The 25,444-nt window shown below is 50.7% G+C and carries 25 protein-coding genes and 2 riboswitches; of the genes, 3 read left to right on the top strand and 22 right to left on the bottom strand.

What is annotated here, in order from left to right; all coding sequences use genetic code 11:
• Positions 1-50 precede the first annotated feature (50 nt).
• The 4 genes from NQ534_RS10985 to NQ534_RS10970 all read right to left on the bottom strand — a co-directional run bounded on the left by NQ534_RS10985 (position 51) and on the right by NQ534_RS10970 (position 2,724).
• Positions 51-524, bottom strand: coding sequence for a EutP/PduV family microcompartment system protein (locus tag NQ534_RS10985; RefSeq protein WP_006861971.1), 474 nt, complete (start codon positions 522-524; stop codon positions 51-53).
• A 78-nt stretch (positions 525-602) separates the two neighbouring features.
• The gene (gene eutS / locus NQ534_RS10980) at positions 603-953 is read right to left on the bottom strand and encodes an ethanolamine utilization microcompartment protein EutS (protein WP_006861972.1); all 351 of its coding nucleotides are present in this window, start codon (positions 951-953) and stop codon (positions 603-605) included.
• 16 nt (positions 954-969) lie between these two features.
• Positions 970-2,106, bottom strand: coding sequence for a 1-propanol dehydrogenase PduQ (locus NQ534_RS10975; protein WP_040783230.1), 1,137 nt, complete (start codon positions 2,104-2,106; stop codon positions 970-972).
• Positions 2,107-2,172: 66 nt separating this feature from the next.
• Positions 2,173-2,724 carry a DUF2284 domain-containing protein gene (locus NQ534_RS10970; RefSeq protein WP_040783233.1) on the bottom strand — a complete coding sequence of 184 codons (552 nt, stop codon included), beginning with the start codon at positions 2,722-2,724 and terminating at the stop codon, positions 2,173-2,175.
• A gap of 410 nt (positions 2,725-3,134) precedes the next feature.
• Positions 3,135-3,323: riboswitch (cobalamin riboswitch) on the bottom strand.
• A gap of 201 nt (positions 3,324-3,524) precedes the next feature.
• Positions 3,525-3,610, top strand: a riboswitch (NiCo riboswitch).
• A gap of 107 nt (positions 3,611-3,717) precedes the next feature.
• Between NQ534_RS10970 and NQ534_RS10965 the strand changes: the two genes are divergently transcribed.
• Positions 3,718-4,626 carry a cation diffusion facilitator family transporter gene (locus NQ534_RS10965; RefSeq protein ID WP_006861975.1) on the top strand — a complete coding sequence of 303 codons (909 nt, stop codon included), beginning with the start codon at positions 3,718-3,720 and terminating at the stop codon, positions 4,624-4,626.
• 56 nt (positions 4,627-4,682) lie between these two features.
• Here the strand turns inward: NQ534_RS10965 and NQ534_RS10960 are convergent, their stop codons facing one another.
• The 4 genes from NQ534_RS10960 to NQ534_RS10945 form a co-directional block, all read right to left on the bottom strand.
• Positions 4,683-5,621: a DUF6788 family protein gene (locus tag NQ534_RS10960; RefSeq protein ID WP_006861976.1), complete on the bottom strand. Its 939-nt coding sequence runs from the start codon at positions 5,619-5,621 to the stop codon at positions 4,683-4,685.
• A 238-nt stretch (positions 5,622-5,859) separates the two neighbouring features.
• Positions 5,860-6,330 (bottom strand): pyridoxamine 5'-phosphate oxidase family protein, encoded by a 471-nt coding sequence (locus NQ534_RS10955; RefSeq protein ID WP_006861978.1) that lies wholly within the window; start codon positions 6,328-6,330, stop codon positions 5,860-5,862.
• A 12-nt stretch (positions 6,331-6,342) separates the two neighbouring features.
• Positions 6,343-6,963 carry an NUDIX hydrolase N-terminal domain-containing protein gene (locus NQ534_RS10950; RefSeq protein ID WP_006861979.1) on the bottom strand — a complete coding sequence of 207 codons (621 nt, stop codon included), beginning with the start codon at positions 6,961-6,963 and terminating at the stop codon, positions 6,343-6,345.
• Between the two features lie 7 nt (positions 6,964-6,970).
• Positions 6,971-7,660 carry a transcriptional regulator YeiL gene (locus tag NQ534_RS10945; RefSeq protein WP_006861980.1) on the bottom strand — a complete coding sequence of 230 codons (690 nt, stop codon included), beginning with the start codon at positions 7,658-7,660 and terminating at the stop codon, positions 6,971-6,973.
• Between the two features lie 88 nt (positions 7,661-7,748).
• Here NQ534_RS10945 and NQ534_RS10940 point away from each other — a divergent pair, with 88 nt between their 5' ends.
• Together NQ534_RS10940 and NQ534_RS10935 are read left to right on the top strand one after the other, a co-directional pair.
• Positions 7,749-8,414: a class I SAM-dependent methyltransferase gene (locus NQ534_RS10940; protein ID WP_006861981.1), complete on the top strand. Its 666-nt coding sequence runs from the start codon at positions 7,749-7,751 to the stop codon at positions 8,412-8,414.
• A 68-nt stretch (positions 8,415-8,482) separates the two neighbouring features.
• Positions 8,483-9,082 (top strand): GNAT family N-acetyltransferase, encoded by a 600-nt coding sequence (locus NQ534_RS10935; RefSeq protein WP_006861982.1) that lies wholly within the window; start codon positions 8,483-8,485, stop codon positions 9,080-9,082.
• Between the two features lie 292 nt (positions 9,083-9,374).
• Here NQ534_RS10935 and NQ534_RS10930 read toward each other — a convergent pair whose 3' ends face one another.
• The 14 genes from NQ534_RS10930 to NQ534_RS10865 all read right to left on the bottom strand — a co-directional run bounded on the left by NQ534_RS10930 (position 9,375) and on the right by NQ534_RS10865 (position 25,436).
• Positions 9,375-10,538, bottom strand: coding sequence for a DUF4179 domain-containing protein (locus NQ534_RS10930; protein ID WP_006861983.1), 1,164 nt, complete (start codon positions 10,536-10,538; stop codon positions 9,375-9,377).
• A 1-nt stretch (position 10,539) separates the two neighbouring features.
• Complete coding sequence (locus NQ534_RS10925; protein ID WP_006861984.1) at positions 10,540-11,103, bottom strand: RNA polymerase sigma factor; 564 nt, start codon at positions 11,101-11,103, stop codon at positions 10,540-10,542.
• A 293-nt stretch (positions 11,104-11,396) separates the two neighbouring features.
• Complete coding sequence (locus tag NQ534_RS10920) at positions 11,397-13,589, bottom strand: alpha-galactosidase (protein ID WP_006861986.1); 2,193 nt, start codon at positions 13,587-13,589, stop codon at positions 11,397-11,399.
• 21 nt (positions 13,590-13,610) lie between these two features.
• The gene (locus tag NQ534_RS10915) at positions 13,611-14,240 is read right to left on the bottom strand and encodes an NUDIX hydrolase (protein WP_006861987.1); all 630 of its coding nucleotides are present in this window, start codon (positions 14,238-14,240) and stop codon (positions 13,611-13,613) included.
• The gene (locus NQ534_RS10910) at positions 14,237-15,271 is read right to left on the bottom strand and encodes a LacI family DNA-binding transcriptional regulator (protein ID WP_040783241.1); all 1,035 of its coding nucleotides are present in this window, start codon (positions 15,269-15,271) and stop codon (positions 14,237-14,239) included. Before NQ534_RS10910 ends, NQ534_RS10915 begins: the two co-directional genes overlap by 4 nt.
• Complete coding sequence (locus tag NQ534_RS10905) at positions 15,259-16,335, bottom strand: LacI family DNA-binding transcriptional regulator (RefSeq protein ID WP_006861989.1); 1,077 nt, start codon at positions 16,333-16,335, stop codon at positions 15,259-15,261. The genes NQ534_RS10910 and NQ534_RS10905 overlap by 13 nt, the downstream gene beginning before the upstream one ends.
• A 79-nt stretch (positions 16,336-16,414) precedes the next feature.
• The gene (locus NQ534_RS10900) at positions 16,415-17,359 is read right to left on the bottom strand and encodes a type I phosphomannose isomerase catalytic subunit (RefSeq protein WP_006861990.1); all 945 of its coding nucleotides are present in this window, start codon (positions 17,357-17,359) and stop codon (positions 16,415-16,417) included.
• Between the two features lie 13 nt (positions 17,360-17,372).
• Positions 17,373-19,100: a phospho-sugar mutase gene (locus tag NQ534_RS10895; protein WP_006861991.1), complete on the bottom strand. Its 1,728-nt coding sequence runs from the start codon at positions 19,098-19,100 to the stop codon at positions 17,373-17,375.
• 43 nt (positions 19,101-19,143) lie between these two features.
• Positions 19,144-20,175: an SGNH/GDSL hydrolase family protein gene (locus NQ534_RS10890; RefSeq protein ID WP_006861992.1), complete on the bottom strand. Its 1,032-nt coding sequence runs from the start codon at positions 20,173-20,175 to the stop codon at positions 19,144-19,146.
• A gap of 4 nt (positions 20,176-20,179) precedes the next feature.
• Positions 20,180-21,358: a glycoside hydrolase family 130 protein gene (locus NQ534_RS10885; RefSeq protein WP_006861993.1), complete on the bottom strand. Its 1,179-nt coding sequence runs from the start codon at positions 21,356-21,358 to the stop codon at positions 20,180-20,182.
• Entirely contained in the window at positions 21,348-22,523 is a 1,176-nt protein-coding gene (locus tag NQ534_RS10880; protein WP_006861994.1) for an AGE family epimerase/isomerase, read from the bottom strand. The genes NQ534_RS10885 and NQ534_RS10880 overlap by 11 nt, the downstream gene beginning before the upstream one ends.
• Positions 22,524-22,537: 14 nt before the next feature.
• Entirely contained in the window at positions 22,538-23,563 is a 1,026-nt protein-coding gene (locus tag NQ534_RS10875; RefSeq protein ID WP_006861995.1) for a glycoside hydrolase family 130 protein, read from the bottom strand.
• Positions 23,564-23,583: 20 nt separating this feature from the next.
• Positions 23,584-24,438, bottom strand: coding sequence for a carbohydrate ABC transporter permease (locus NQ534_RS10870; protein ID WP_006861996.1), 855 nt, complete (start codon positions 24,436-24,438; stop codon positions 23,584-23,586).
• Positions 24,438-25,436 carry a carbohydrate ABC transporter permease gene (locus NQ534_RS10865; RefSeq protein ID WP_006861997.1) on the bottom strand — a complete coding sequence of 333 codons (999 nt, stop codon included), beginning with the start codon at positions 25,434-25,436 and terminating at the stop codon, positions 24,438-24,440. Before NQ534_RS10865 ends, NQ534_RS10870 begins: the two co-directional genes overlap by 1 nt.
• Between the last annotated feature and the right edge of the window lie 8 nt (positions 25,437-25,444).

Here is a 25,444-nt window from a genome sequence, read left to right as displayed (position 1 = left end):
GTGCCGTCCGGTATGTCCGGACGAAACTTATGATTATCTGCTGCCATAAGCTACAGAAGATGCAGCGTATCCACCAGCTCCTTCACACCCTCGCCTGTGACGGCGCTGGTGACATAGAGCTCCCCGGCTCCCGCATTTTTCAAATATTTTTTTGCCCGCTCCACCTGTGCCTCATCCGCCAGGTCCGCCTTTGTCACCACACCCACGCAGGGTTTGGCAAACATACTGTTAAACATGGGAGGGAACATGGTTCCTTCCTCTGTGGCGTCCTGCACCAGAAGAATCACATCCGCTTCCGTGGAGGTCACCACCAGGGCGCCCCGGTAGCTGGTCCGCTCCAGGTACTCTCCCGGCGTATCAATCATATTTTTATTGATAATCTGCACCGTCTGGGTTTTGTGATACCTCAGCTCCTCGTTATTGATTTTCTGGCAGAGCGTTGTTTTTCCTGCGGTCGACCGTCCAATCAGGATGACCCTTTTTTTCCGGTCCAGCTCCTCTGTTTTCTTCATTTCTTCTGTCATTTCTGTCTGTTTCCTGTTCTTTTTCTGCCCCGGCTGCCGGTCTTTTTATCCACCGCGCCGGCCGGTTTTTCTCCCGCGTCAGGTCTTGGTAACGGTAGTCTGTGCAAAGCCCATCATGCCGCAGAGGACATCCATCACGTCCCGCAGCGCCACCTCCACCGCCGCCACATCCCCGGTTATCACCAGAGAGCCGTTAAAACGGTCCACAAAACCGATTTTTACATCGGCGGACTTTGTCGCCACATCCGCCGCAATCATGGCTGCCTCGCTGGGTGTAATCGTCATAATGCCGATGGCTCCCTCCGCGTCTATCAGTCCAAGCTTTGCATACAGTCCCTTATCCGGATTGGCGATCACATGCGCCAGCGTCACCTGCTTGCCAGGCACAAATTCCTGTATAATACGCTCTTTACCCTGTAGTTCTGACATACTGTACCGCCTTTCTTTAAGGGAGCTTTCCGGTAAAGGCTTTCCGGTAAACTGCTTTGATATCCTCCAGCGTCACCGGCTGCGGATTTGACGCCGTACAGCTGTCTGCCAGGGCTGCCGCCGCCATAGCGTCCAGCTCGGCCTCAAACTGCTCCTTTGTCACGCCCGCCGCTTCAATGGTAGACGGCATGTTCATCCGTTTAATGAAGCTGCGCGCGGTGCGTATCATATTCAGCGCGCTCTGGCGCACATTGCTTGTATCAAGACGAAGCAGCCGCGAAATCTGCGCGTACCGTTTCGCCGTCGGCGTCAGCTTTTCCGCGGCGCAGCCCGCATTGAAGCTCATAACGTAGGGAAGCAGAATACCGTTGGCTCTGCCGTGGGGAATATGAAAACGCGCCCCCATCGCGTGAGCCATGCCGTGATTCAGTCCCAGTCCTGCGTTGGAAAACGCAATGCCCGCCAGACAGGACGCATTGTGCATTCCCTGGCGCGCCTTTAAATCTCCCGGATTCTTATAGGCGGTCATCAGATAGTGGTTTACCAGCTTGATTGCTTTCTCCGCGCAGGCGTCCGTGAAATCATTTCTTCCTGTGGATACGAAAGCCTCCACAGCGTGTGTAAACACATCGATTCCGGTATCCGCCGTCACAGAGGGCGGCGCACTCTCCACCAGCCGGGCATCCAGCAGCGCCACATCGGGAAGAAGACTGTCATCCACCAGCGGATACTTGACGCCCTTGTCTTTATCCGTAATCACCGCAAAACGGCTTACCTCGGAGCCGGTGCCGCTGGTCGTGGGAATCGCGATAAATTCCACAGCCTTGCTGTCCCCGGCCTTGCGCGCCACAAATACGATTGCCTTTGCGGCATCGATGGCTGCGCCTCCGCCCATGCAGATTACGGTATCCGGTTCAAACTCCAGCATCCGGCTGGTACCCGCCGTCACCATCCCGATATCCGGTTCTCCGGAAATATCAGAAAAAACGGTGTACTCCACCCTGGCTTTGTCCAGTCTGGCTGTCACATAATCCGCCTTGCCGCTGCTTGCCATAAAGCTGTCCGTTACGACGAATACGCGCTTCATTCTGCCAATCATGGCGTCCAGACCGTCGCCCATAACAATCCTGGTTCTGACTCCAAATTGTTCCATAACTGCTCCTTTCTTTGTATTTTTTTCTATCTTCACATCCGTCAATAAGCCGGAATGAAAAATAGCTTAGTTATGCAGGAAGGCGGCTATTGCCACGTTATATTCCGGAAGTCCCTCCTTCTGCCACAGAAGCGGCATCTCCAGAAGCTCTCCGGAAATCCTGCCCAGATCAAACCCCAGCCCGGAAAAGGAATAGCGCATCTCCTCCGGATGTCTGCACGGCTTCCCGTCGATTCTGGCACAGCGTCCGCAAAGTACGCAGCAGCCCGCCATAATCGTCTGCGAAGGCGTAATCACCTTCTCCAGCGCCAGAAGCGCCTGCAGCATTTTCTTTTTTGCTGCGCCGTAGCTCTGCTCACGCAGCTCCTCCGCACGCCCAGGTGCGGTCAGCGCCTCTTTTCTGACCCGTTCCTCATAAATCACCTTCAGGCCTATCGCCTGTACATACCGGTACTTTCCCGCAATCTCTTTCACCGGAGGCACTCCGGGCGGACAGGACCAGTTTTTCTGATATTCCGGACACTCCCTGCAGAGAGGAACGAAGGTTTCCGGCTGACAGTATTCTGCGATCCATTCCGTAACCTTCAGCGTCTTTACGCAAATCTGCGTCCGATACATAAAAATCCTCCTTCCTGAAAGAGCCCCGCTCTGCAGAGTTTCCTGCATAAGCGGTATATTTCTTCTGCATCTGCGTGCGCGTTCCCGCGGATAAAAACAAAAAAGTACCCGACTGTGTCACAATCAGGTACTTCCTCTGGCAATCCACTCGTCATGTCAGATTTCTCTCCACGGCCGCTCTCAGATAAAGAACTGGCAGGTTCTGACATGTGCGCACCGTGCGAAAGAGGTGATGAATTACTCGCATAAGTAAACATGCTCGTGAGCACACATACAAATTAAGCACACTCCGCAATCTGCGAAGCATACAAATCATGCATACGCCGCAAGCAGCTGAGCACGCAGAGCATGCTCACTCCGCTGTCTGCGAAGCATACAGGTCATACACACTCCCAGGTCCGGGGAGCTGTCACGTGTGTTATATACAGGCAGGTCTTCTGACTCAGGCATCCTCATGACTGCTTATCTTCTCAAGTTTTTGCCTCAATGATATTTTTTGCAGTCACTACGCCAATACAGCAACGGCTTTGTACGGGATTCTCACCCGTTTCCCTTTTCACCTGCCTTCTGTGGCAGGCACCTGTATACCTGGAACTATCTACTTATGCTGCAATTATATTATTTTACTTCGTCAATGTCAACCGCATTTATGCAAAATTACCAAAATCAGAATCATAATTTTCATTAATTTATTAATAATAGTACATTCTGTTAAGAAAGTATAAAAATTCCATAAATATATTGACAATCGCATATATGTATGCTATTCTATCATAACTCTTTGCACTGCATATAAATCTACAGTACAAACTGAGCAGACCGTAACAGTCCGTTATGGAGTCGGGTCACATGCGTGACAGTGGAAATGTTCATCCACGGGACAGTTGTTGCTAACTACTGATTCGTGGGTGTTTTTGTATTCAGAAGCAATTCTTTAAAACTCCCACATATATTTAGTGCCATAGAGCTATCTTATTTCAGGAGGTAACTGATATGGAGAAAAATCAAATAACACAGGAAAATGAGTTTCAGAGAACTGCCAACAAGGTGTCCGCCGTGACGATTGCCGGAAATGCGCTGCTTTCGGTTTTTAAGCTGTTTGCCGGAATTTTTGCGCATTCCAGCGCTATGATAAGCGACGCCGTTCATTCCGCATCCGACGTATTCAGCACAGTCATTGTCATCATCGGCATAAAGCTTGCGTCAAAGGAATCCGACAAGGAGCATCCCTACGGACACGAACGGATGGAGTGCGTCGCCGCCATTATTCTTGCTATGGTGCTGTTCGTTACCGGACTTGGCATTGGTGTCAACGCGCTGCAGGACATCCTGCGCGGTGATTACAGCAATCTGGAGGCGCCCGGTCTTCTGGCGCTGATTGCCGCCGTTGTTTCCATTGCGGTAAAAGAAGTGATGTTCTGGTATACCCGGTTTTACGCAAAAAAAATTGATTCCAGCGCCCTGATGGCGGACGCCTGGCATCATCGTTCCGACGCTTTTTCTTCAGTCGGAGCGCTCATCGGTATCGCCGGGGCAAGACTTGGCTTCCCCATCATGGACCCTGTCGCCAGTCTTGTAATCTTTGTATTTATCATCAAAGCCGCCTGCGATATTTTCAAAGACGCGATTGATAAAATGGTCGACCATTCCTGCGACGATGAGACAGAAAAGCAGATTCACGACTGCGTAATGAGAAATCCGAATGTGCTGGGACTGGATTTGCTGCAGACACGTATTTTCGGCAATAAGATATACGTGGATATTGAAATTCTCGTGGACGGCTCCTATCCGCTCTGGAAGGCGCACAAAATAGCCGAGGCGGTGCACGACGATATCGAACAGAATTTTCCGAAAATCAAGCACATTATGGTACATGTAAATCCGTCAGCAATGCCGGAGTAAAAATTATGGGCGGCATTCATGCCGCCCGTTCATATTCTCTCCTGCTGCTTTTAAATTCAAAATGTTTTCCAGCACTTTTCTTTCAGAAACCGGCTGATAACAGAGATATCCTCCCCCTCATAATAAGCAACCAGCAGCTTTTTAAACTCCGGCACTTCCTTCTCCGGAATGACCAGAAAGCCCTGCCCGTGAGCAATCAGATAATGATTGGCGTATATCACAGATGCTCTTTTATTCCCATCTATAAAAATCTGTGTTTTCATGGAATACATACACAATGCAATCGCCTTATCAATATCGCTCTGACCGGATGCCAGTATTTCTTTAATACGCTCTTTCACAACAGACTCTATCGGAACAGGCGGTATATATGAACATCCCCCAATCGTTACCGGAATTCCGCGGATTCTTCCTCCATTCAAAAAAAAGCCTTCATTTACAAGCTTTGCAATATGGCAGAGAATATAATAATCACTCTCACTCTGAATCACATCTTTATCAAGAATAAATTCCCATGCATGTTTCAGATTGAGAATTTTCTGTACATCCGTTGCTGTCATTCCATACACTTTGCCATTTTCCAGAATCTCTTCCGTTTGCGGGAACGAAGTAGCCACGCCCTCCAGAATTGCCTGGTTGTAGATATTCTCCTTCATATTTGCCCTGGCAAAATCAAGATTTTCTATCACACGCGGCGGCAATTCGTTTTCCTCATAGCCCATTTTTGCTAACTGCTTATCAATCTGTCGGATTTTTTTTCGCAGTTCACGGGCTTCCCTTGCATTTCTCAGTAACATCTGATATAACTCTTCGGAATAAACATCCACATAAGTTGATGTAAGACGACTTCCCACACGTTTTCTTACATATAAATACTTCTTGCCAGCCGTTTCCTTTACTTCTGGTGTCCCATCGTATGCCAGAAGATTCAGGCGCGCCTGATAATCTGCCTTCTCCTGTAATAAGTTTTGTATTTCCTCAAACGTTTCCGCCATGTTCTCACCTCTCAGGGAATTTTTTCATCTCTATTTTATAAAAAAGTTCCCTAATTGTCAATTTTATATAGGGAACTTTTTCTGTTATATTTTCGCAAAAAGTTCCCTATAAGCTCTGCTTTACATATTCCCCGCCAGTAACAGAACAACAATATGACAGGGGGTAGAGTCTCCATTGATTTTTCCATTCCGGGCATTTTCAAAAATCTCAACGTGTTGAGATTTTTGTCCTTACAGTTCATTTTTTATCTCTGATTTTTCCGGTCATCTGCTCAACGACCAGCCGAAACACTTTTGTTTTCGCTACAACCGCCGGCTGAAACGGAAAATCCCCCTCGCGGTAATGCTGCATCAGAATCCGCAGCGCGTCGTATTTTTCTTCCTCCGGAATCATTTCGATATGTCCATATCCAACTACGCTTTCGTAATCCATTGTACAGCTGCAGTTATTTTCGCCCAGGTGCAGAACATGCCCGCAGTCCATCTCGAAGCCCGCCCGGTTGTCTTTTTGTATCAGCTCATATTTCGTGCCCTCCGCCGCGCCATGAAAATACAGCTCCACTCTGCCGCCTTGCACCGCCAGCCCGAAATTGAGCGGCAAAATGTACGGATAACCGCCGTTGTTCAGCGCGATGCGGCACACATCGCACTTTTTTATAATCGCTATAATTTCCTCAAAATCCGTCACTTCTCTGTCTTTGCGTCTCATTTATTCTCCCTCTCAGTCTATCTGTGTTTTCCAGTTTTCCGCGTGATATGCTTCAAAGCACATCTGTATCTGCTCCTCATTATTTTTGTCCTCTGCCAGCGGCGGCAGCTCATCCCTGCCAAAATAACGGCTCTCCACGGTTTCTGAGTTTGCCTGGAAATGACCGCCTCTGGCGGAGCAGAGCGCAAATACCTTGCAGATTTTATAAGCGTATACCGGAAGATTATGCTTTTCGCGGTCCTGCACTGCAATCACGGTATCAACAGAGACATCCAGCCCCGCCTCTTCCTTTGCTTCCTTTATAATATTTTCCTTCACGGATACATTCACGTCCACCCAGCCGCCTGGCAGCGACCATTTTCCGTTTTTCTCCTTCACCAGCAGAATTTTATCATCCTCAAAAATCGCCGCGCGCGTATCGAGCTTGGGCGTCTGATAGCCCGTCTCGCAGCAGAACAGCTCCTTTACCTTTTCCGGCGGGATTTCCGTTTTATAACTGAGCATTTCCACGGAGATTTCCCGGATGCGCTCATATCTCTCCTTATCAAAAACATCTTTTCCATAAAACAGACCTGCCTGCGCTATGCTCTGCAGCTCCACCGCCCATTCCAGCCATTTTTCGTTTTTCTCCATATTTTCCTCATTTCCGGCAGGTATTCCCGCCCGTTATATTTTCCGCTAACTTCCGGAGCGCATCCATATCCTGAATCAAATAACCCCTGTCTGTTTTTTTCAGATATCCCCGTTTTACAAAATCTGCTAATACATACAGCAAATGGCGATATGTCACCCCCAGGAATTCAGACACTTCCGTATGCTTCTCACGATACATCCGGTTGCACGATGTTAAAAGAATAAAATCTGCCAGCCGGACTTCCAGTGAGTAAGATTGATTTTTGGAATAATTACAGGTATTTCCAACCGCCTTCCGGCTCAATAACATGCAAAGACATCGCAAAAATTTTGTGTCACTCAATATTCTCTCTTTGCAATCTCTTATCCGGATTGCATAACAGATACATGGTGTAATTGCGGTCACGCCATTTGCAGTTTTCTGTGCGCCAAACAATTCCATTTCTCCGATAAAGCATGGCGCGTCCAGAAAATTAATGAGCGAAATGCGTCCATTTCCATGTGAAAGAAATAATTTCGCCCTTCCCTCTGTCAGATAATATAAAAAACGCGGCGTTTCCCCTTCCTGCAAAAGATTTTCTTCACTGTCAAATCGTATAATTGAAGTATAAGGACGGATATCAAAGCTAAAAAAATCTGATAGAGGGAAATAATAATTGTCATTTTTCTTTGCTCCGTTGCCATCTTTTATTATCATAACGCAACTCCTATTAAACAGTATGAGATTTCTCATATCAGACTATCATAAATTCCGCTATAATTCAAGAAAAGGAGGTCAAACATCAATGAAACCAAAAATGAAACAGGAAGAATACTGGAACAGTGTAGCAAAAGATAAGGAATTTACCACCCCATTCCAGGCAAAAGCTTTTGCTAAATTCGTAAAAAAAGATAGTCACATTCTTGATGTGGGCTGCGGATATGGACGCACGCTTAACGAATTATACTGCAACGGTTACCGGAATCTGACAGGGCTTGATTTTTCAGCCGCTATGATAGAGCGCGGAAAGCAGCAATTTCCGTATCTCGATTTGCAGGTAATGAGAAACGATGCTATTACTCTTCCGGACAATAGCGTTGACGCTGTTATTCTTTTTGCAGTATTAACCTGCATACAGTCCAATGAGGAACAGGAACATCTATTAAATGAAATTGAAAGGGTATTAAAACCGCAGGGCATTCTGTACGTAAATGATTTTTTACTAAATACAGACGAACGGAATCTCATACGATACGAAAAATTCAAAGAAATTTATGAGATTTACGGTGTATTTGAGTTACCGGAAGGCGCAGTCTGCCGACATCACGACGAAATATGGATAAAACAGCTTCTGAGCAGATTTTCGGAATTAGAATACAACCATCTGACATTTTCCACCATGAACGGTCATACATCAAACGGCTTTTATTTTATCGGCAAATTAAACATTATGTCTTTTTCCGATTTTTGATTGCATTATAGCCCGGTTTGCTGCTACAATATATTCGTTTTTATATTATTTTATACAGAAGGGATTTCATGATTATGAAAACAGAGGATATCCGCATCAGACCTGTCACACCGGCAGATGCCCGGCAGTTATTAGATATTTACGCACCCTACGTGGAAAAAACAGCAATTTCCTTTGAATATGACGTGCCGTCACCGGAAGCTTTTGAGAAGCGCATCCGGAAGACCCTGCAGCGCTATCCTTATATCGCCGCGGAGAGAAACGGAGAGCTGCTTGGATATGCTTACACCAGTCCTTTTGTCGGCAGAGCCGCCTATGACTGGGCGGTGGAGACCAGCATTTATCTGCGGGAAGACTGCCGCAAAATGGGGATAGGGAAGATGCTTTACGCAAAGATTGAAGAAATTTCCAGAGCACAGAATATTCTCAGTCTGAACGCCTGCATCGGCTGCCCGGAAAACGATGCGGCTGATGCTCATCTGGACAGAAACAGTATGCAGTTCCACGCCCATCTCGGATTCCGTCTGGTCGGGGAATTTTACAAATGCGGCTACAAATTCGGGACGTGGTACAACATGGTCTGGATGGAAAAAATAATCGGGGAGCATCCGGCTGTTCCCGCGCCGGTCATTGCTTTCCCCGATTTGGATATAAAATCTCTGTTTTAAATGTACACATCATAATTAACTTTTAAGTAAATAACTTTCAAGTTAATTATGATGTGCTTTTCTCAATTTGTCAAGATGTCAGCTTTATTCCCGCGGGCACTGAACCAAATGTCGGTTACTGTTCATGTTAGGACTTTGCATTCACTGCAAAGTCCGTAAGAAAGTGATTCTGGTGTGAGCAAATCCCATTCGCGGAGCGAATTTTAAATGGATTTGCGAAGGTTACTGTGAACGACGTGAACAGTAACAAGTGCCGTGCCTGCGGCGGGGTATTTGATTAACCCCCCTCTTTCTACCCCAGCGGCACAATATAGAATTTCTCTTCTGCTGGCACCGTGTCCGTTTCCGAATAGGACTTCCAAAACAAAAGGTCCGCCACCTGCTCCACATCTATCACCTGCTGGAAGGTGGTCATATATTTGAAGATATCGGGATTTTCCTCCGTGTATCCCAGACTGCCTCCGCCATAGAGAAGCGAGATCGTTCCGTCCTTCATGCGCACTCCGGCAAAGATGGGCGGTTCCACATAGGTTGTATGCACGGTCTCTTCTCCGTCCGCGCCGATTCCAGTCTCGGTCATCTCCTGTTTCGGGAAGTCATACAGAATTACCGCGGACAGCGGCGAAAGCTCCGCCTGCTGCACTACCGCGCCGCTCTCTCCCAGTTCTGCATCCAGCGTATACGTTTCTGTCATATCCTTTCCCGGCAGCGTCCAGTCAAAGCTCCAGGTTCCCTCTGCCTCGACCTCCACATCGCTTACCTTTCCGGTGTAATAGCCAAGATCCTGCAGCTCCACATGGATAGGTCTTCCGATATAGTAATCGCTTTTATCCCGGTTCAGCCATATCTGGTATTCCATGCTCCCGTCCTCCAGCACATAGCTGCTCTGCTCTCCCTCTTCCACCGGTGTGCCGTCCGCATGAACCGTCCCGCCGTTTCCATCCGAAACCAGACCATCATAGAAGTCGTAAGATTCGCTGCCACCATACATGCTGTCCCCGCCATCGTCCACCTCCGCATGGGCGTAGGCAAATTGCGGCTGCATCCCCTCCGGCGGCTGATAGCCTTCCACCTTAAAGGAAATGACCGCGGCATAGTTGCCGACAACGCAGTCCTGCAGTGTCACCGTGACATCTCCCTGCGTGACAGACTTTCCAGAACCGGAATAGGATGTCATCATCTTATTATCCACAAGCTCCTCCCGCTGCTCTGGCGTTATGTGCAGCTCATTCTCCAGCGACTGGCTCCACCTGATATATGCCGCGGCGCCGACACTGACTGCTCCGCTTGCAAGCACCGCAGCCGCAGCAACCCAGACATATTTCTTTCTTCTGCGCACCGATGTCCCCTTCTTATCCGGAAGCTGTGAGAGCGTATAGGTATATTTTTCCCAGACCTTCTCCGGAACCTCCATATCCTCCTGCAATCCATGAATCATATTATCAAATCTGCCCATATTAAATTCTCCTCTCAGCCATGCAAAACAATCTTTTTTCCGTAAATTCCGCCTGTCTTATGATATTATCCGCGCTCCGGTACTGAACCTCCAGCTTTTTCCGCGCTGTCACCAGTCTGCCCCTCACGGTATTTTCATTTATCTCCAGGATTTCGGCAATTTCTCTGGTTTTAAATCCCTGCACATAATACAGCACAATAACAGTGCGGTATTTTTCATCCAGACAGTTCAAAAACTGCTCCCATTCCGCGTTCGCGTAGCCCTCCTCGGAAAATGCCGCCTCCGGCACCTCCCCGCCGGCAATCATCCGCGCGCGCTGGCGCCAGATCGCGTTACAGTTGTTAATCAGAATACGCATCAGCCATGTCTGAAAATATTTATCCTTCTTCAGCGTATCTATTTTTTCCCAGCACACAAGCGCAGTCTCCTGCATCGCATCGGCAGCATCTTCATCATTTTTCAGAATCGCTTTCGCTACCTTATACATTGCCTTGCCCTGCTGCTCCATCAGCTCCTGGAACGCAGCCCTGTCATGCTTTTTTGCTTTTCTTATCAGCAGGTTCATCGTAATTTCCCTTCTTTCTCAGAGGTCCGGCTCTCTTTTTTATATTACACCTATTAGATGAACGGGAGCGGGATTTTGTTGGGATGATATTAAAAAAATATGTAGTTTGTGAAACTTTTGCACCCGCCGGAGCGCGCCGCCGCAAAACGGCAAAAATAATGCCCGCCGGAGCGCATTTCCCTCCGGCAGGCATTTCTCATACGTTTTATTCTATTTTCCATATCCGCGTCCCCGGACGGCGGTCCGGCTGCTATTCCATCCGCATCCTTCACCGGCAGCCCGACCGCAACGGTTTACTCCACCTTCACAAAGTGATACAGCTTTCCGGCGTAATCTCCCTTCATCGACGGGACGAGGATTCCGGCGTTCATAAGCAGGGCTCCGCTGTACGTATCCCCGGTATCCTCCAGCCAGTAACGCGCATCCGGCTGCAGATTTTTGAGGCGCACACGGCGGCTGCGGTGATTCGGCTCCGCAAGCACCTGGATATAGGTGACAAGCGCTTCGCTCGCATCCTTCGCCGTCACCTGCCAGCAGTCGTACAGATGATTTTCCCGGAAGGACGCGATACGGTCGTAGTCGCCCTCGCGCACAAGCTCATTATATTTGTGATACATATCCACCTGCTGCCCAATCTGCGCGCGCTCCGCTTCCGGTATTTTTGTAATATCAAGCTCATAGCCGAACGTCCCAGCCAGAGCGACATAACCGCGCGTCTCAAACGGCGTCTGCCGTCCGACAATGTGATTCGGGCAATCGCTGATATGCGCGCCCATCGTGGAGAGCGGATAGACAAGCGCCGTTCCCTCCTGAATCGCCAGACGCTCTGCAGCGTCCGTATCATCTGAGCACCAGATCTGCGGGCTGTAATACAGCATCCCCGCATCAAAGCGCGCCCCGCCGCCGGAGCAGTTTTCCAGCAGCAGATCCGGAAATTCCGTCACCAGACGCTCCTGCATACGATAAAGTCCCAGCACATAGCGGTGCAGCAGCTCTCCCTGGCAGTCCGCCTCCAGATGCGCACTGCCGATATCCGTGAGCTGACGGTTCATATCCCATTTTACATAGTCAATATCTGTCTGACGCAGAATGGACGCCACGCACTCATAGGCGTAATCCGCCACCTCCGGGCGCGACAAATCAAGCACATACTGCTGGCGGCTCATCACCGGCTCCCTTCCCGGCACCTGGATAGCCCAGTCCGGATGCTCCCGGTAAAGGTCGGAATCCGGTGAGATCATTTCCGGCTCAAACCAGATGCCAAATTTCATGCCGAGTGCCTTCACCTCATCCACCAGCTTTTTCAGCCCGCCCTTCAGCTTCTCCTCATTTACATACCAGTCTCCCAGCGAGCTGTCGTCCGCATTCCGCCGTCCAAACCAGCCGTCGTCCATCACCAGCATTTCAATGCCGGATTTCTTCGCCTCGCGGGCGATTGCCAGCAGCTTGTCCGAATCGAAATCAAAATACGTCGCCTCCCAGTTATTAATCAGCACCGGGCGCTCCTCGTGCAGATATCTGCTGCGTATCAGGTGATTGCGATACAAATCGTGGAAGGTCTTCGTCATTTTCCCAAGCCCGGCGTCCGAATACACCAGCACCGCCTCCGGCGCCTGGAAGCTCTCCCCCGGCAGCAGCCGCCAGCAGAAGCCCCGCGGATGAATCCCCATCACCATGCGCACCGTATCGTGCTGCGTCAGCTCCGTCTGCGCCAGGAAATTGCCGGAGTAGACAAAATTCATGGCGTACACCTCCCCGGTATCCTGCGTCGTCTCCGGCGTTGCCAGTGCAAGGAACGGATTCATCTGATGACTGGACTCACCACGCACCGATGAGACGCCCTGCTGCCCGCAGGTCAGCGGTCTGCGCCCGATGTGACGCTCCCGTGCCCAGGAACCCGCCAGCGCGATCTGCTCAAACTGCTCATTATCCATATCCAGGCAGGCGCTCAGCACGCGCTCCAGATAAACCTTTTTATCCGATACGTTGCGCACGCAGACGCTCCGCATGATGGCGTCGCTGTCGTCAAATATGCTGTAGCGCAGCTGCACCTCCAGACCAATCACCTCATCCTCGCAGTAAATGTCCAGCGTCTGACACCCGCCGTCCCTTCCAAAGGTTGCCGGAAGCCCCAAAAGTCCCGGTTTTCCGTCATAAATCTCGTGCCGCCTATAATGCAGCTCGCAGACACGGTGTCCCGCCTCCGTCCGCACCGTCAAGCAGGGTTCCCGGTAATCCCCGGTTCCCTCCGCCGGATATTCAAACGGATAGACGTCCATAAACGTACCTTTTTCACGCGCATGGACCGACGGCGTAAACGGCGGCTCCCCGGTGCGCAGCAGGTACGAAGCGCCGGCATCCTCCAGCTTTCTTCCATAATAAATGTGCCCCACATAGCCCGGCTCGCTGGAAAGTCCGATCATGTAAGTCGTGTTTTTCGTATGAAGCGCAAATACGCGCTTCTCTTCGTCAAAAATAATCGCCATAGCACTTTCCTCCTGGTCATCTTAATCCATATCCAGAAACGCAAACGGCTTTTCCGGGTCGGCATGAAGGAAATGAATCAGCGACTGCGCGCACTTCATTGCCACTTTTTCCTCCCGCAGGATGCGTTTCGCCTCTTCGCGGTCGGCAATCACCACCTCGATATCCTCCGTCGCCTCCCGTGAATCCCCGTTCGGGTTTCCGGCGGCAAAGCCGTACAGCACGCTGACCGATTCATCCGTCAGCCCGACCGTGGTATAAAAAGCATTCCGCAGCGCCGGGTCGCCGCCCTCGTATAACTCCAGCGTCATGCCGGTTTCCTCGTGAAATTCGCGCACGGCGGTTGTCTCCATGCGCTCGCCCGCATCCGCCAGCCCGGCGGGCATCTCATAGACAAAATCATTGATGGGATAGCGGTACTGCTTCACCAGAACGACTTTGGACGGGTCCTCCTTCAGAATTGCATAAATCATAATGCCCTCCGGCGTATTCTCGCGCGTCAGACATTTGAGATTTTCTCCCTCGCCGCGCGACGCAAAGTAATAATGGAAAATCCCGCCCGCACAGTTGCGCGCCGTCACATCGTACATGTTCAGAAACGGATTGTCCGTCATTTTATCAATCTTCAGAATTTTGTTATCTCTGTCCATCATCTTTCTCCCTTCACGTTTTGCACGCTTTCCCTGATAATCAGCTTCCCGTCCACGGTTCTGACCATCTTTTCCCGTCCGCGCTCTTTCATGCGCTTCATCAGAAGCTTCAAGCTCTCGTGGGCCATCGCGTCCATGTCGACCGCGTAGGTCGTCAGCCGCCCCTGCAGAATACCTCCCGCCAGAAAATCATCGTACCCCGCAAGCGAAATGTCCTCCGGGATGCGTAAATTTTCCTTCACAAGCAGGTGCGCCAGAAGCTCCGCCGTATAATCCGAATTGCAGACGAATGCAGTCGGCAGCTCCTGCGGAAGCTGCAGAATCGTATCCCGCGTTACGCTGTCGCGGTCCGCAATAATCCAGTCCGCCCTCTCCCGGATACCATGCTCCAGCAGCGCCTTGGAATAGCCCTGGTAGCGGTCCATAATGCTGCCGGTGGCGAGACGCTCTCCCACAAACGCCAGCCGCGTATGCCCCTGCCGGATAAGATAATTTGTCACCTGGTACATCCCGTAAAAGCTGTTGGAAATCACCGCGTCACAGGGAATCTCATCAAAATTGCTGTCCAGCATCAGCATCGGACAGGCTGCCTTCCGGTAAAGCTCCGCCAGATAAAAACGCTCCTGGATGCCGAGCGCAATCAGCCCGTCAATCTGGTCTCCCTGCAAAAGCAGCGGCAGCCTGCTGCTCCCGTTTTCTCCCCGTTCCACAATCTCCAGCAGTACAAAGCATCCCATCCGCGAAGCCTCCATCGCCACACGCTGGTAAAGCTCCCAGTAGAACGACGCATATTTCGTCACATACTCCTTCGGAATCACCACACCAATGCGCAGTCCCGGACGCAGCGTCCGCTGCTTTGCCTGCTTTTTTTCTCTGCGCGGCTTTTTCTGGTAACCCAGCTCCTGCGCTGTCTGCTCAATTCTGCTGCGCAGCTCTTCGCTGACGCCGCTGCGCCCCGCCAGCGCATTCGATACCGTCACCACACTCACCTGCAGCCTGTCCGCTATGTCTTTGAGTTTCACTACTTTTTCCATAAGCATTCTCTCCCTGGATGCGAAAAGCTGTTACCGCAGACCATTCTTCCGGAAATCACCCGCAGACGCGATGTAAAGTACGGATGTCTGATTTTGTTCAGCAGGGTATTCACACTGACACGCGCCATCGCCCCCATATCCACATCATATGTCGTCAGACTGATTCCTTCTATCTCTTCCATCAGAAAATTATCAAATCCGGCAACGCCGATGTCCTCTGGCACGCGGTACCCCGCATCCCGCAGCCTGGCAATCAGAATGCCCGCCGTCTTATCGCAGTTACAGACAAATGCCTGCGGCATATTTTCCGGCAGCTTCACAAACAGACGGTCTCCATCTTTTTCTCTGTCCGGGATAATCCACTCCGGACGGATTTCCAGAGACTGCTCCATCAGCGCCTTTCGGTACCCCAGATAGCGGTCCATAATGCTGGAAGTGGCGCTGATCGTGCCCACAAAAGCGATATCGCGGTAGCCCGCCTCCAGCATTCTCCGCGTAAGATAACAGGTTCCGGTATAGCCATCGCTGATAATAAAGTCTGTATCCGGAAGGTCTTCATAGTAGTCGACAAAAACCACCGGAACACTGCTTGCTTCCCTTATGTGTCTGGTAAACGGATGCTTCAGCTCTCCAACCACCAGTATGCCGTCCACCTTCTCATCCCCAAGCAGCTCCGGAATTTTCAGTTCGTCCTCATCCTGCGCGTCCAGCACTTCCAGAAAGGTCACGCAGTTTCTTTCCGCCGCTGCAAGAACAATCTCCTGGTATACTTTCATATAAAAAGAAGGGGTGTAAAGGAGATAGCGCTTGGAAATCAGCACCCCGATACAGGCATCTGTTCCGCTCCCTGGCAGCGGCTGCACACCGCTGCTCCGGTAACCCATCTCCTGTGCCGTGTCCATGATTTTCTGCCGCAGCTCGTTGCTTACACCCGGTCTTCCGTTCAGCGCATTTGACACGCTGACAACACTGATATTCAGTTCCCTCGCAATATCCGTCTGTGTGACGGTCTTTTCCTTCATTTTTCCTGTCATGGCAGCCTCCGGTTCTTCTGCCAGTATCATATCCCTTTCTCCCTGGAATGTCAATTTATTTTTAAGTAAATTTAATTCCTTTTTAATCGTCGCCGAAAGCTGTTTTTAATTAACTGATGTATGTCATCAGCGCCTGGCATTTCCCCTTCATTTCGTATTTGCCGCTGCTCGCCGTCAGAAACAGGCTGTCTCCCTTTTTAAAGGACAATCCGCAGCCGCCGCTCTGGATGGTTCCCTCTCCCTCAAGAATCAGTACGCTCACAAACGACGTTTCATCCACAAAGCCGTCAATTTCACTGCGCACCTTTCCGTCCAGATAAATCTGGTCAACCGTAAAATAATCGCAGGCTGCCACATGCGGCTGGAAGGATTTGCTGCGCAAGAGCGGCACGCGCTTTGTCACCGCCAACGCTTTTTCTATATGTAAATCGCGCTGTTTTCCGTCTTTTCCCACGCGTCCGTAATCGTAAACACGATAAGTAATATTCGAGTTCTGCTGAATCTCCGCAATCACGATATCCTTCCCGATAGCGTGGATGGTACCCGCCTCGATAAACAGAACGTCCCCCTTCTGCACCGGCACCGCATTCAGCACCTCCGTCAGCGTATTATCTCTGATGCGCTGCTCAAATTCCGCCTTATCGATTTCCTTCGCAAATCCATAATACAGATAAGCCCCTTCCCGGCAGTCGCATATGTACCACATTTCCGTCTTGCCATACTGCCCTTCATTTTTCAGCGCATAGCTGTTGTCGGGATGAACCTGGATGGAGAGATTATCTTTTGCATCGATAAACTTAATTAAAATCGGAAAATTCTCAAAGTGACTGCAGTTGCTTCCCAGCACTTCCTTTCCGTATTTGTCAATATACGCCTGCAGGGACAGACCCGCATCGCGCCCGTTTATCACCGTCGAGGGACCGTCCGGATGGCAGGAAAGCTCCCAGGATTCCGCCAGAACCTCCCCTTCGTACTCTTTATTATACTCCTCCACCAGACGGTGTCCTCCCCAGATATAATCCTTAAAGCTCGGTTTTAATTTCAGTAACGCCATTTTTGCCCCTCTCTTACGGAATCAGTGCCGTCATTGCCTGCGTAAGGTCCGCCAGTTTTTCCTTTGCATCCCGCATACTGTTCCCCTTTACACCCATGTAAAATTTCACCTTTGGCTCCGTGCCGGACGGGCGCACACAACACCAGGCGTCATTTTCCAGTTCAAAATATAAAACGTCCGATTCGGGCAGCCCGGTCAGCTTTTCCTCTCCCGTCCGGTAATCCACCACGCGGTTTTCCAGATAATCGCGGAATGCTTCCACCTTCCACGCTCCGATTCTCTCCGGCGGATTGCCGCGGAAGCTCTTTAAGATATCCCGTATTTTCTGCGCACCCTCCGCCCCTTTCAAGGTAAGCGTATACAGCCCTTCTTTATAGTAGCCGTACTTTTCAAACAATGCCTGCATCTGGTCCCAGAGCGTCAGCCCCCGGCTTTTATAGTAAGCCGCCGCCTCGCAGAGCGCCATCACCGCAACGACCGCGTCCTTATCCCGCGCGTGTGTACCAACCAGACAGCCGTAGCTTTCCTCAAATCCAAAGAGAAAGGTGTTGTCCTTCTGCTTCTGTTCAAATAGTTTTATCTGTTCGCCAATATATTTAAAGCCTGTCAGCGTCTCTATCAGAGCGACCCCGTATTCCTCTGCCGCTGCCCGTGCCATATTTCCGGAGACAATCGTGGTGACAATCGCGCCGTTATCCGGCAGAAGACCCTTTTCCTTTCTCTGGCTCAGCTCATATTCGCAGATAAGCATACCGGACATATTGCCGGTAAATGCCATATACCCGCCGGTTCTGCTATCCTTCGCATACACACCGAGCCGGTCTGCATCCGGATCCGTAGCAAGCACAAGATCGGCATCTACCTTCTTTGCAAGCTCCAGCGCAAGCGTAAAGGCTTCGGGATCCTCCGGATTGGGATAGCTGACGGTCGGGAAGCCGCCATCGGGCTTTTCCTGTTCCGGCACCACATAAACCTTCGTAAATCCCAGCTCCGCCAGTATGCGGCGCACCGGCAGATTGCCGGTTCCATGAAGCGGCGTATAAACAATCCGGATGTCTTCGGCCTGCTGCCGGATAATCTCCGGATTCAGCACCAGCTTCTTCAGCGCTCTCATATAAGCCGCATCTGTCTCTTCCCCGATAAAGGTCAGCAGCCCGCTTCGTTTTGCCGCATCTTCGTCCATCGTTTTCACAGCCGCATAATCTGTGATGCGGTTTACACGGTCAATAATCTGCGCATCCTTCGGATACGTAATCTGCGCGCCATCCTCCCAGTATACCTTGTAACCGTTGTATTCCGGCGGGTTGTGGCTCGCCGTCACCACAATTCCGGCAATACAGCCAAGCGTGCGCAGTGCAAAAGAAAGCTCCGGCGTCGGACGCAGCGTCTCAAACAGGTATGTCCTTATGCCGTTCGCGCACAGCACCCGCGCCGCCTCCATCGCAAATTCCGGCGACATCCGGCGGGAATCAAAGGCGAGCGCCACGCCCTTTTCCTGCCCCTTTTCTTCTATTATAAAGTCAGCAAGCCCCTGCGTCGCTTTTCGCACCGTATAGATATTCATGCGGTTACTTCCCGCTCCGATTATCCCGCGCAGCCCGCCGGTGCCAAAGGCAAGTTCTTTGTAAAACCGGTCCGTGATTTCCTTTTCATTATCCGCAATCGCGCGGAGTTCCTCCTTTGTCGCTTCGTCAAAGTACGGATTTTCCAGCCATGACAGGTATCTTTCTATTGTATTCATTTCTGCTCTCCTTCCACGCTTTCTCCCCGGTATCCAGCAGGTCTTACCACCGGCTGCCGATAAATGCCGCCAGCTCCCGTGCCATTTCCTCCGCCTCGCCAATGCGGATATGCCCCGGCGTCCCGCAGCCGTTTCTCCGGTAAAGAAAATGAACAATTCTTTTATCGTCCAGTTCCCGGCAGACCTGCCCAATCGCGTCATCCCAGGAATGGTCATGCTCCAGAATGGTCGTCGCCAGAACAATCAGCGCCTGCGGATATTTTCCCCGCAGAGCGGTTATCCAGCTTTTATAATGCTCCTTCCAGATTTCCGCCCGTTTCCCTGCCGGGTCTTCTTTCATATAATCCACCGGATGCCTGTCATTCTGACCAACCGCCGCCACTACCACATGCGGCGTATATCGCGCAAAATCCCATTTTCTGACAGTACCGGCTTCCGGCTGATACCGCACCTTATCCCAGACATGTTCCATTCCGATATAGTCCGGTGCATGAAAATATCCCTCTTTGTCCATCAGTGCAATACCGCCCTGGGCAATATCGTGCAGCTCCGCCTTCAGCTTCCGCGCCGTCATCCAGGCGTAGGAAAACCAGGCATTTGAATATTCCCCGTTATGCTCCGGGTCCGGTTTCCCGGTATATTCCACCGCCTCCGCCACTTCCCCGGCGGATACAGAATCCCCGTATACCTCCATTCTCCGCTCCGGCTTTGCAGGCGGCGGAAGAATTCCGGCATCCTCCGGCAGCTCAAATCCCAGAAAGGTTACCTCGTGGCAGGCGTCCTGCCGCTTAAAAAGCATCAGCGTATGCTCCGTATCCGGAAGGTTCTCCGCAAGCACAAACCGCTCCCTGTCCGGTTTCTCCGTCAGACAGATGCGGCTCTGCGCGCCATCCAGAATAACCCCCATATAATTATTCCAGTATGCCCGGCGGTTTTGCAGACGCACAGCGATTCCTCTCCCGCAGAAGCGGATGGTCACAGAGCTTGCCGGAAAAATGAACACCGGAGCCTGTGGATTGCTGTCCTCTATCCTCCCGCTGTACTGCAGATATTTATGTTCCGGTGAAACCAGCATCCCTTTATTCCCCCTGTACTTCCAGAAATTCCAGATTTTTCTTAATCAGAGCGCACCGCTGCCGCACGCAGTCCGCTGAGCGCAGCGGGTCCTGCGGCGTACCGAACACAAAATCCACAAGGCGGTCGACGGTCGTAGACGCGACATACATTCTGGTGTCGGAAGCCGCATAGTACAGATAAATGTCTCCGTTTTCCCTTGCAATCGCCCCGTTTGTGAAAACCACATTGGAAACGTCTCCCACACGCTCCCAGCCGTGCGGTCCGAGCAGCATTCCGGACGGCTCCGCGATGACGCGCGACGGGTCGTCGAGCGCCGTCGCAAAAGCATATAATACATATCGCAGTCCTGCCGCTGTGTTGCGCACACCATGCGCAATGTGAATCCAGCCCTTTTCCGTTTTAACCGGAACCGCCCCGGCACCATTTTTCGCTTCCGTTATCGTGTGATACCGGCGTCTGCTTGTAATAATTTCCTCATCAATGACGGCATGCCGGATATCATCACACAATCCAAAACCGATACCGCCGCCGCTGCCGGTGTCGATAAAATCATCCATCGGGCGGGTGTAAAAAGCATATTTCCCGTTTACAAATTCCGGATGCAGGACAACATTGCGCTGCTGCGGAGACCTCAGCGTTTTTAAATTGTCCAGACGCTCCCAGGTCTTAAGATCCTTGGTGCGCACAATTCCGGCGGCCGCCACAGCCGCCGAAAGGTCGTCCGACGAAGTATCTTTGCTCTCCGAACAGAACACCCCGTAAATCCAGCCGTCCTCATGTTTTGTCAGACGCATGTCATACACATTCGTCTCCTCCGGGCAGGTATCCGGCAGCACCACCGGATAATCCCGGAAGCGAAACCCGTCTATAGCGCTGTCGCTCTCTGCCACACCAAAGAAGGATTTGCGGTCGTTTCCCTCAATACGCGCTACCAGATAAAATTTCCCATCCAGTTCAATCGCGCCGGAATTCATCACCGCATTCACGCCCAGGCGCTCCATAAAATACGGGTTTGTCTCCGTATTCAGGTCATATCTCCAGTGCAGCGGAATATGCTCTCTCGTCAGCACCGGATACTGATATTTCTGCAGAATGCCATTATAATAAGCGCTCTTTTCATTTTTGCGTGCAAGAAGCCGCTCCTGCTTCTCCTTTTCCACATAATACTGTCTATGAAGCATCTGACAACCTCCTTATCACCTCAATGCACATACGCCCATTGTGATACGGGCACTTCCACGGCTCCACGACCGGCCTGCCCTCCACCGGACTTCCATCCTCGTGCACACACCAGAACCACTCCGATTGCGGACGTACATCCACAAGGTACTTCTTTATGTACTCCCATATCTGTCCGGCAGCCTTCCTGTATTCCCCGTGCTCCGGTGCCTTCTGCCAGGCATTCAGAAAGCCGGTCACCGCTTCCGCCTGCACCCACCAGACACGCGTCGTATCTGTCACGCCATTTTCTGCCTCGTTAGCAAGCGAATGCTTCCAGTATGCCCTTTCATATACGCAGCTCTCCAGCTCCTTCGTAATGGCGCGCATCTTTTTTGTATATTCCTCATCGCCAAGCACCTCGCAGCAGCGGTCAATCAGCCACGCCGCCTCGATATCGTGCCCGAAGGAATGCAGGTCAATCAGCGAATTCCAGTCTCTGTCAAAAAACACCTCCAGGCGCCGTCTTCCAGGGCTATAGACCTTCTCCCGGAAAATATCCAGCATCCATTTCAGACGCTCCGCCACCTTTTCCTCCTGCGTGACATCGTACAGCTCCGTATACGCCTCCATCACATGCAGCAGCGTATTCATCGTCCTTTCCGCCATCACGCCGTTTTCGGAAAGCTTCTCATTGTCCGCCGGAGAAAAATCCTCCGTAAAAGCCTCCAGATATCCCTGTCCGTCACAACATTTTTCTTCTATCAGCGTAAACAGCTCCCGCGCCGTCTGCAGCGCCTCTTCCTTTTTACTCACGCGGTAATACGCTGAAAGCGCATAAATGGCAAACGCCTGGTTATAGGTATGCTTCAGCCCCTCCGCCACTTCGCCTTTATAGGTCACAGACCAGTAAACACCGCCGTTTTTCCCATCCAGGCAGTATTTCCGCAGAAATTCATAAGCATGGTCTGCATCGGCAAGCAGGGACGTATCCTGCAGAAGACGGCTGGCTGCGGAGAAAAACCACAGAATCCGGCTGTTTAAAATACAGCCCTTTACCGCCTTTTTGTCCAGCTTCAAATCATAGCCGAGCCAGCCGTAATAGCCCCCGTACTCCTCATCGCGAAGCCCCCTCCAGAATGGGATCAGTTTTTCCGTCAGGTGCTCCCGGATTTCTTTCTCCAGCATAAATCGTCCTCCTGCTACCGAAGTCCGGTCTCCGTATCCGGTTCGCGGACCACGCTGTGCTCTTTAATATAATCGGTTACTTCCTCCACTGTCGTGAACGCAAGCCCCACATAGCTGTCCGCCGCCCCGTAATAAACAGCGATTCTGCCCGTTTCACTATCATGAATCGTCGCACACGGGAAGGTAACATTCGGCACAAATCCCCGCTCCTCATACCATTCTTCCGGCGTCAGCAAAAAGTTTTCGCAGCGGTATTTCACCACCGACGGACAGTCGATATCCAGAATCGCACCACCGATGCTGTACACCAGCCCGTTACAGGTTCCGGTAACGCCGTGGTAAAACAAAAGCCACCCCTCCGTCGTCTCAATCGGAGCCGCGCCACCGCCAATTTTCACGGATTCCCACCATTCGGATGATTTTCCCATCACATGGCGGTGCCTGCCCCAGTAAACCATATCCGGGCTTTCCGAGAGATAAATATCTCCAAACGGCGTATGTCCGCTGTCACTCGGTCTGGAGAGCATCATATACTTTCCATTTATCTTCCGCGGAAACAGCACCGCGTTGCGGTTGAACGGAAGAAACGGATTTTCCATTCTGGTAAAGGTCTTAAAGTCCGTTGTTTTTGCCATGCCGATTCCCGCTCCGTAGCAGTCCTGGCACCAGATAATATAGTAAGTATTCTCAATCTTTACCAGACGCGGGTCGTATGCGTAAACCGGCATAAACTCCTCCCCCGCCTCGTTGACAAAACAGATTTTCTCCTTCTCAAATTCCCAGCGGATTCCATCCCTGCTGTGCCCCAGATAAATATACGGAACTCCGTTTATCTGCTCGCCGCGGAATACTCCGATAAATCCATCCCCATACGGCATCACTGCGCTGTTAAAAATACGTGCCACGCCCTCCACCGGATTGCGTCCGATAATGGGATTCCCGGAGTATCTCCATACCGGAATCCCGTTTGTATATTCTGCCGGCGGCTCCTGCCACGGCATCCCCGGCACCGCCGGACCAATGATTTTATTCCTGCTCATATACTGTCTCCTTGTTTTTATTATCCTTTTACTGCGCCCGCCGCCATGCCGCTGTAGACCTGCTTCTGGAAAATCAGAAACAGAATCAGTATCGGAATGATAGTGATAAGAACACCGGCGCAGATATAATTGTACTGGTTGCCATAAGGACCCGTGAAGGTGTACAGCGCTGTAGAAATCGTTTTCAGTTCTTTGCTCTGCAGATACAGATTCGACATGTAATATTCGTTATACACGCCTACCCCTTTGAGCACCAGCGAAGTGATGATTGCCGGTTTGAGCAGCGGAAACAGAATCTTAAAGAACACCCCAAAATAAGTACAGCCGTCCACGATCGCGGATTCATCCAATGAAACCGGAAGATTCTCGAAAAACTGCAGAAAAATATAAATCGAGATAATATCGGTTCCCATCAGCACAATCATGTACCCGTGCAGCTTATTAATCAGTCCCAGAGAATACATGATCTGGTAAACTGTCACCTGCGTTGCAATGCCTGGAATCAGTGCCGCAAACATAAACAGATTCTGGATCAGCGCGTTTCCCTTAAATTTGAAGCGGTTCAGCACATAAGCCAGCATGGAACCCATCATAATGGAGAAAAACAGCACCACCACCAGCACGATTGCCGTATTCATAAAGCACCTCAGCATATTTGCCTGCGTGAAGGCAACCTTAAAGTTTTCAAAATTAAAGAAGGTCTCCGGTAAATCCAGCACGGAAGTCGCCGCGTATTCCTCGTTTGTTTTAAACGCCGTAAAAACGCAGACCACCACCGGCAGCAGCGCGACGATTGCCGCAATGCAAAGCATTACATATTTAAAAATACTGAAAAGTCTGTTTACAATTCCTTTTCCGCCCTTTGCGTCTATCATTACGCTCTGCCTCCCTTCGCCGCCAGCTTTGCAGCCCTCTTTCTCTTTCTCACTGCCGCCTTTGATTCATCGCTGGTGCCGTCGTCAAAGGCGTACTTAAAGAACAGCTTCTGCGCCACTGTGCAGATAATGATAATCCCAAGAAGCACAATCGCCATTGCACAGGCAAGTCCGACCTTCTGATTTTCATGCGCCAGACGGTTCATGATAACAAAATATGTACCGGTTCCCATCGTACCGTTTGTGATAACGTAAGGCGGCTCGAACGCGCTCAGAGAGCCGCTGATGGAAAGAATCAAGTTTAACACCACAATGGATTTGATGCTCGGCAGGATAATGTATACGAACTGATGCCATTTGTTTGCGCCGTCCATGTATGCCGCCTCATAAAGGTCTGTGTCCACAGACATCATGGCTCCCAGAAACAGAATCATATTCTGCCCCATATATCTCCAGACGGAGGTTGCCGCCAGTGAGATATTATTAATCCGCTTATCCTGCAGCCACATCGGAATATTCTCCAGATCCATGCCCAGCATCTGCAGAAGCGAATCGAGCACAAAGCCTCTTGCATAGAAAAATTTAAAAATAAAACCGACTGCGATACCGCAGATAAGGTACGGAAAGAACATGGCGCCCTTAAAGAATGCCGCGCCCTTTACCTTAAACACCATCAGCGTTGCAAAAAACAGAGCAAGAGCGAGCTGGATTACGGCGCCTCCCATATAGTAAAGGCTGACCGCCAGCGATGCAAAGCATTCGCTTCGGCTGAATACCTCTATATAGTTTTTCAGACCGACGAATTTGCGCGGGCCGGTATACTTCATATTATAAAAGCTGAACTCCACCATTTTGCCAAACGGGACGTAGGTGAACACGATAAGCAGAAGCAGCGGCAGAAACATAAACGTAAAAATTACAATCCATTTCTGCACCTTCCTGCTTTTAAACCATTCCGAAAAGCTTTTCTTTGCTGCCGGAGCAACGGAATTATTCATAACCTTCT

Origin of the sequence: Marvinbryantia formatexigens DSM 14469, assembly GCF_025148285.1 — a bacterium.
In the GTDB taxonomy this organism is placed as follows: Bacteria; Bacillota; Clostridia; order Lachnospirales; family Lachnospiraceae; genus Marvinbryantia; species Marvinbryantia formatexigens.
The sequence above is the reverse complement of the archived record's forward strand: the minus strand, read 5'-3'. Positions and strand labels throughout refer to the sequence as shown.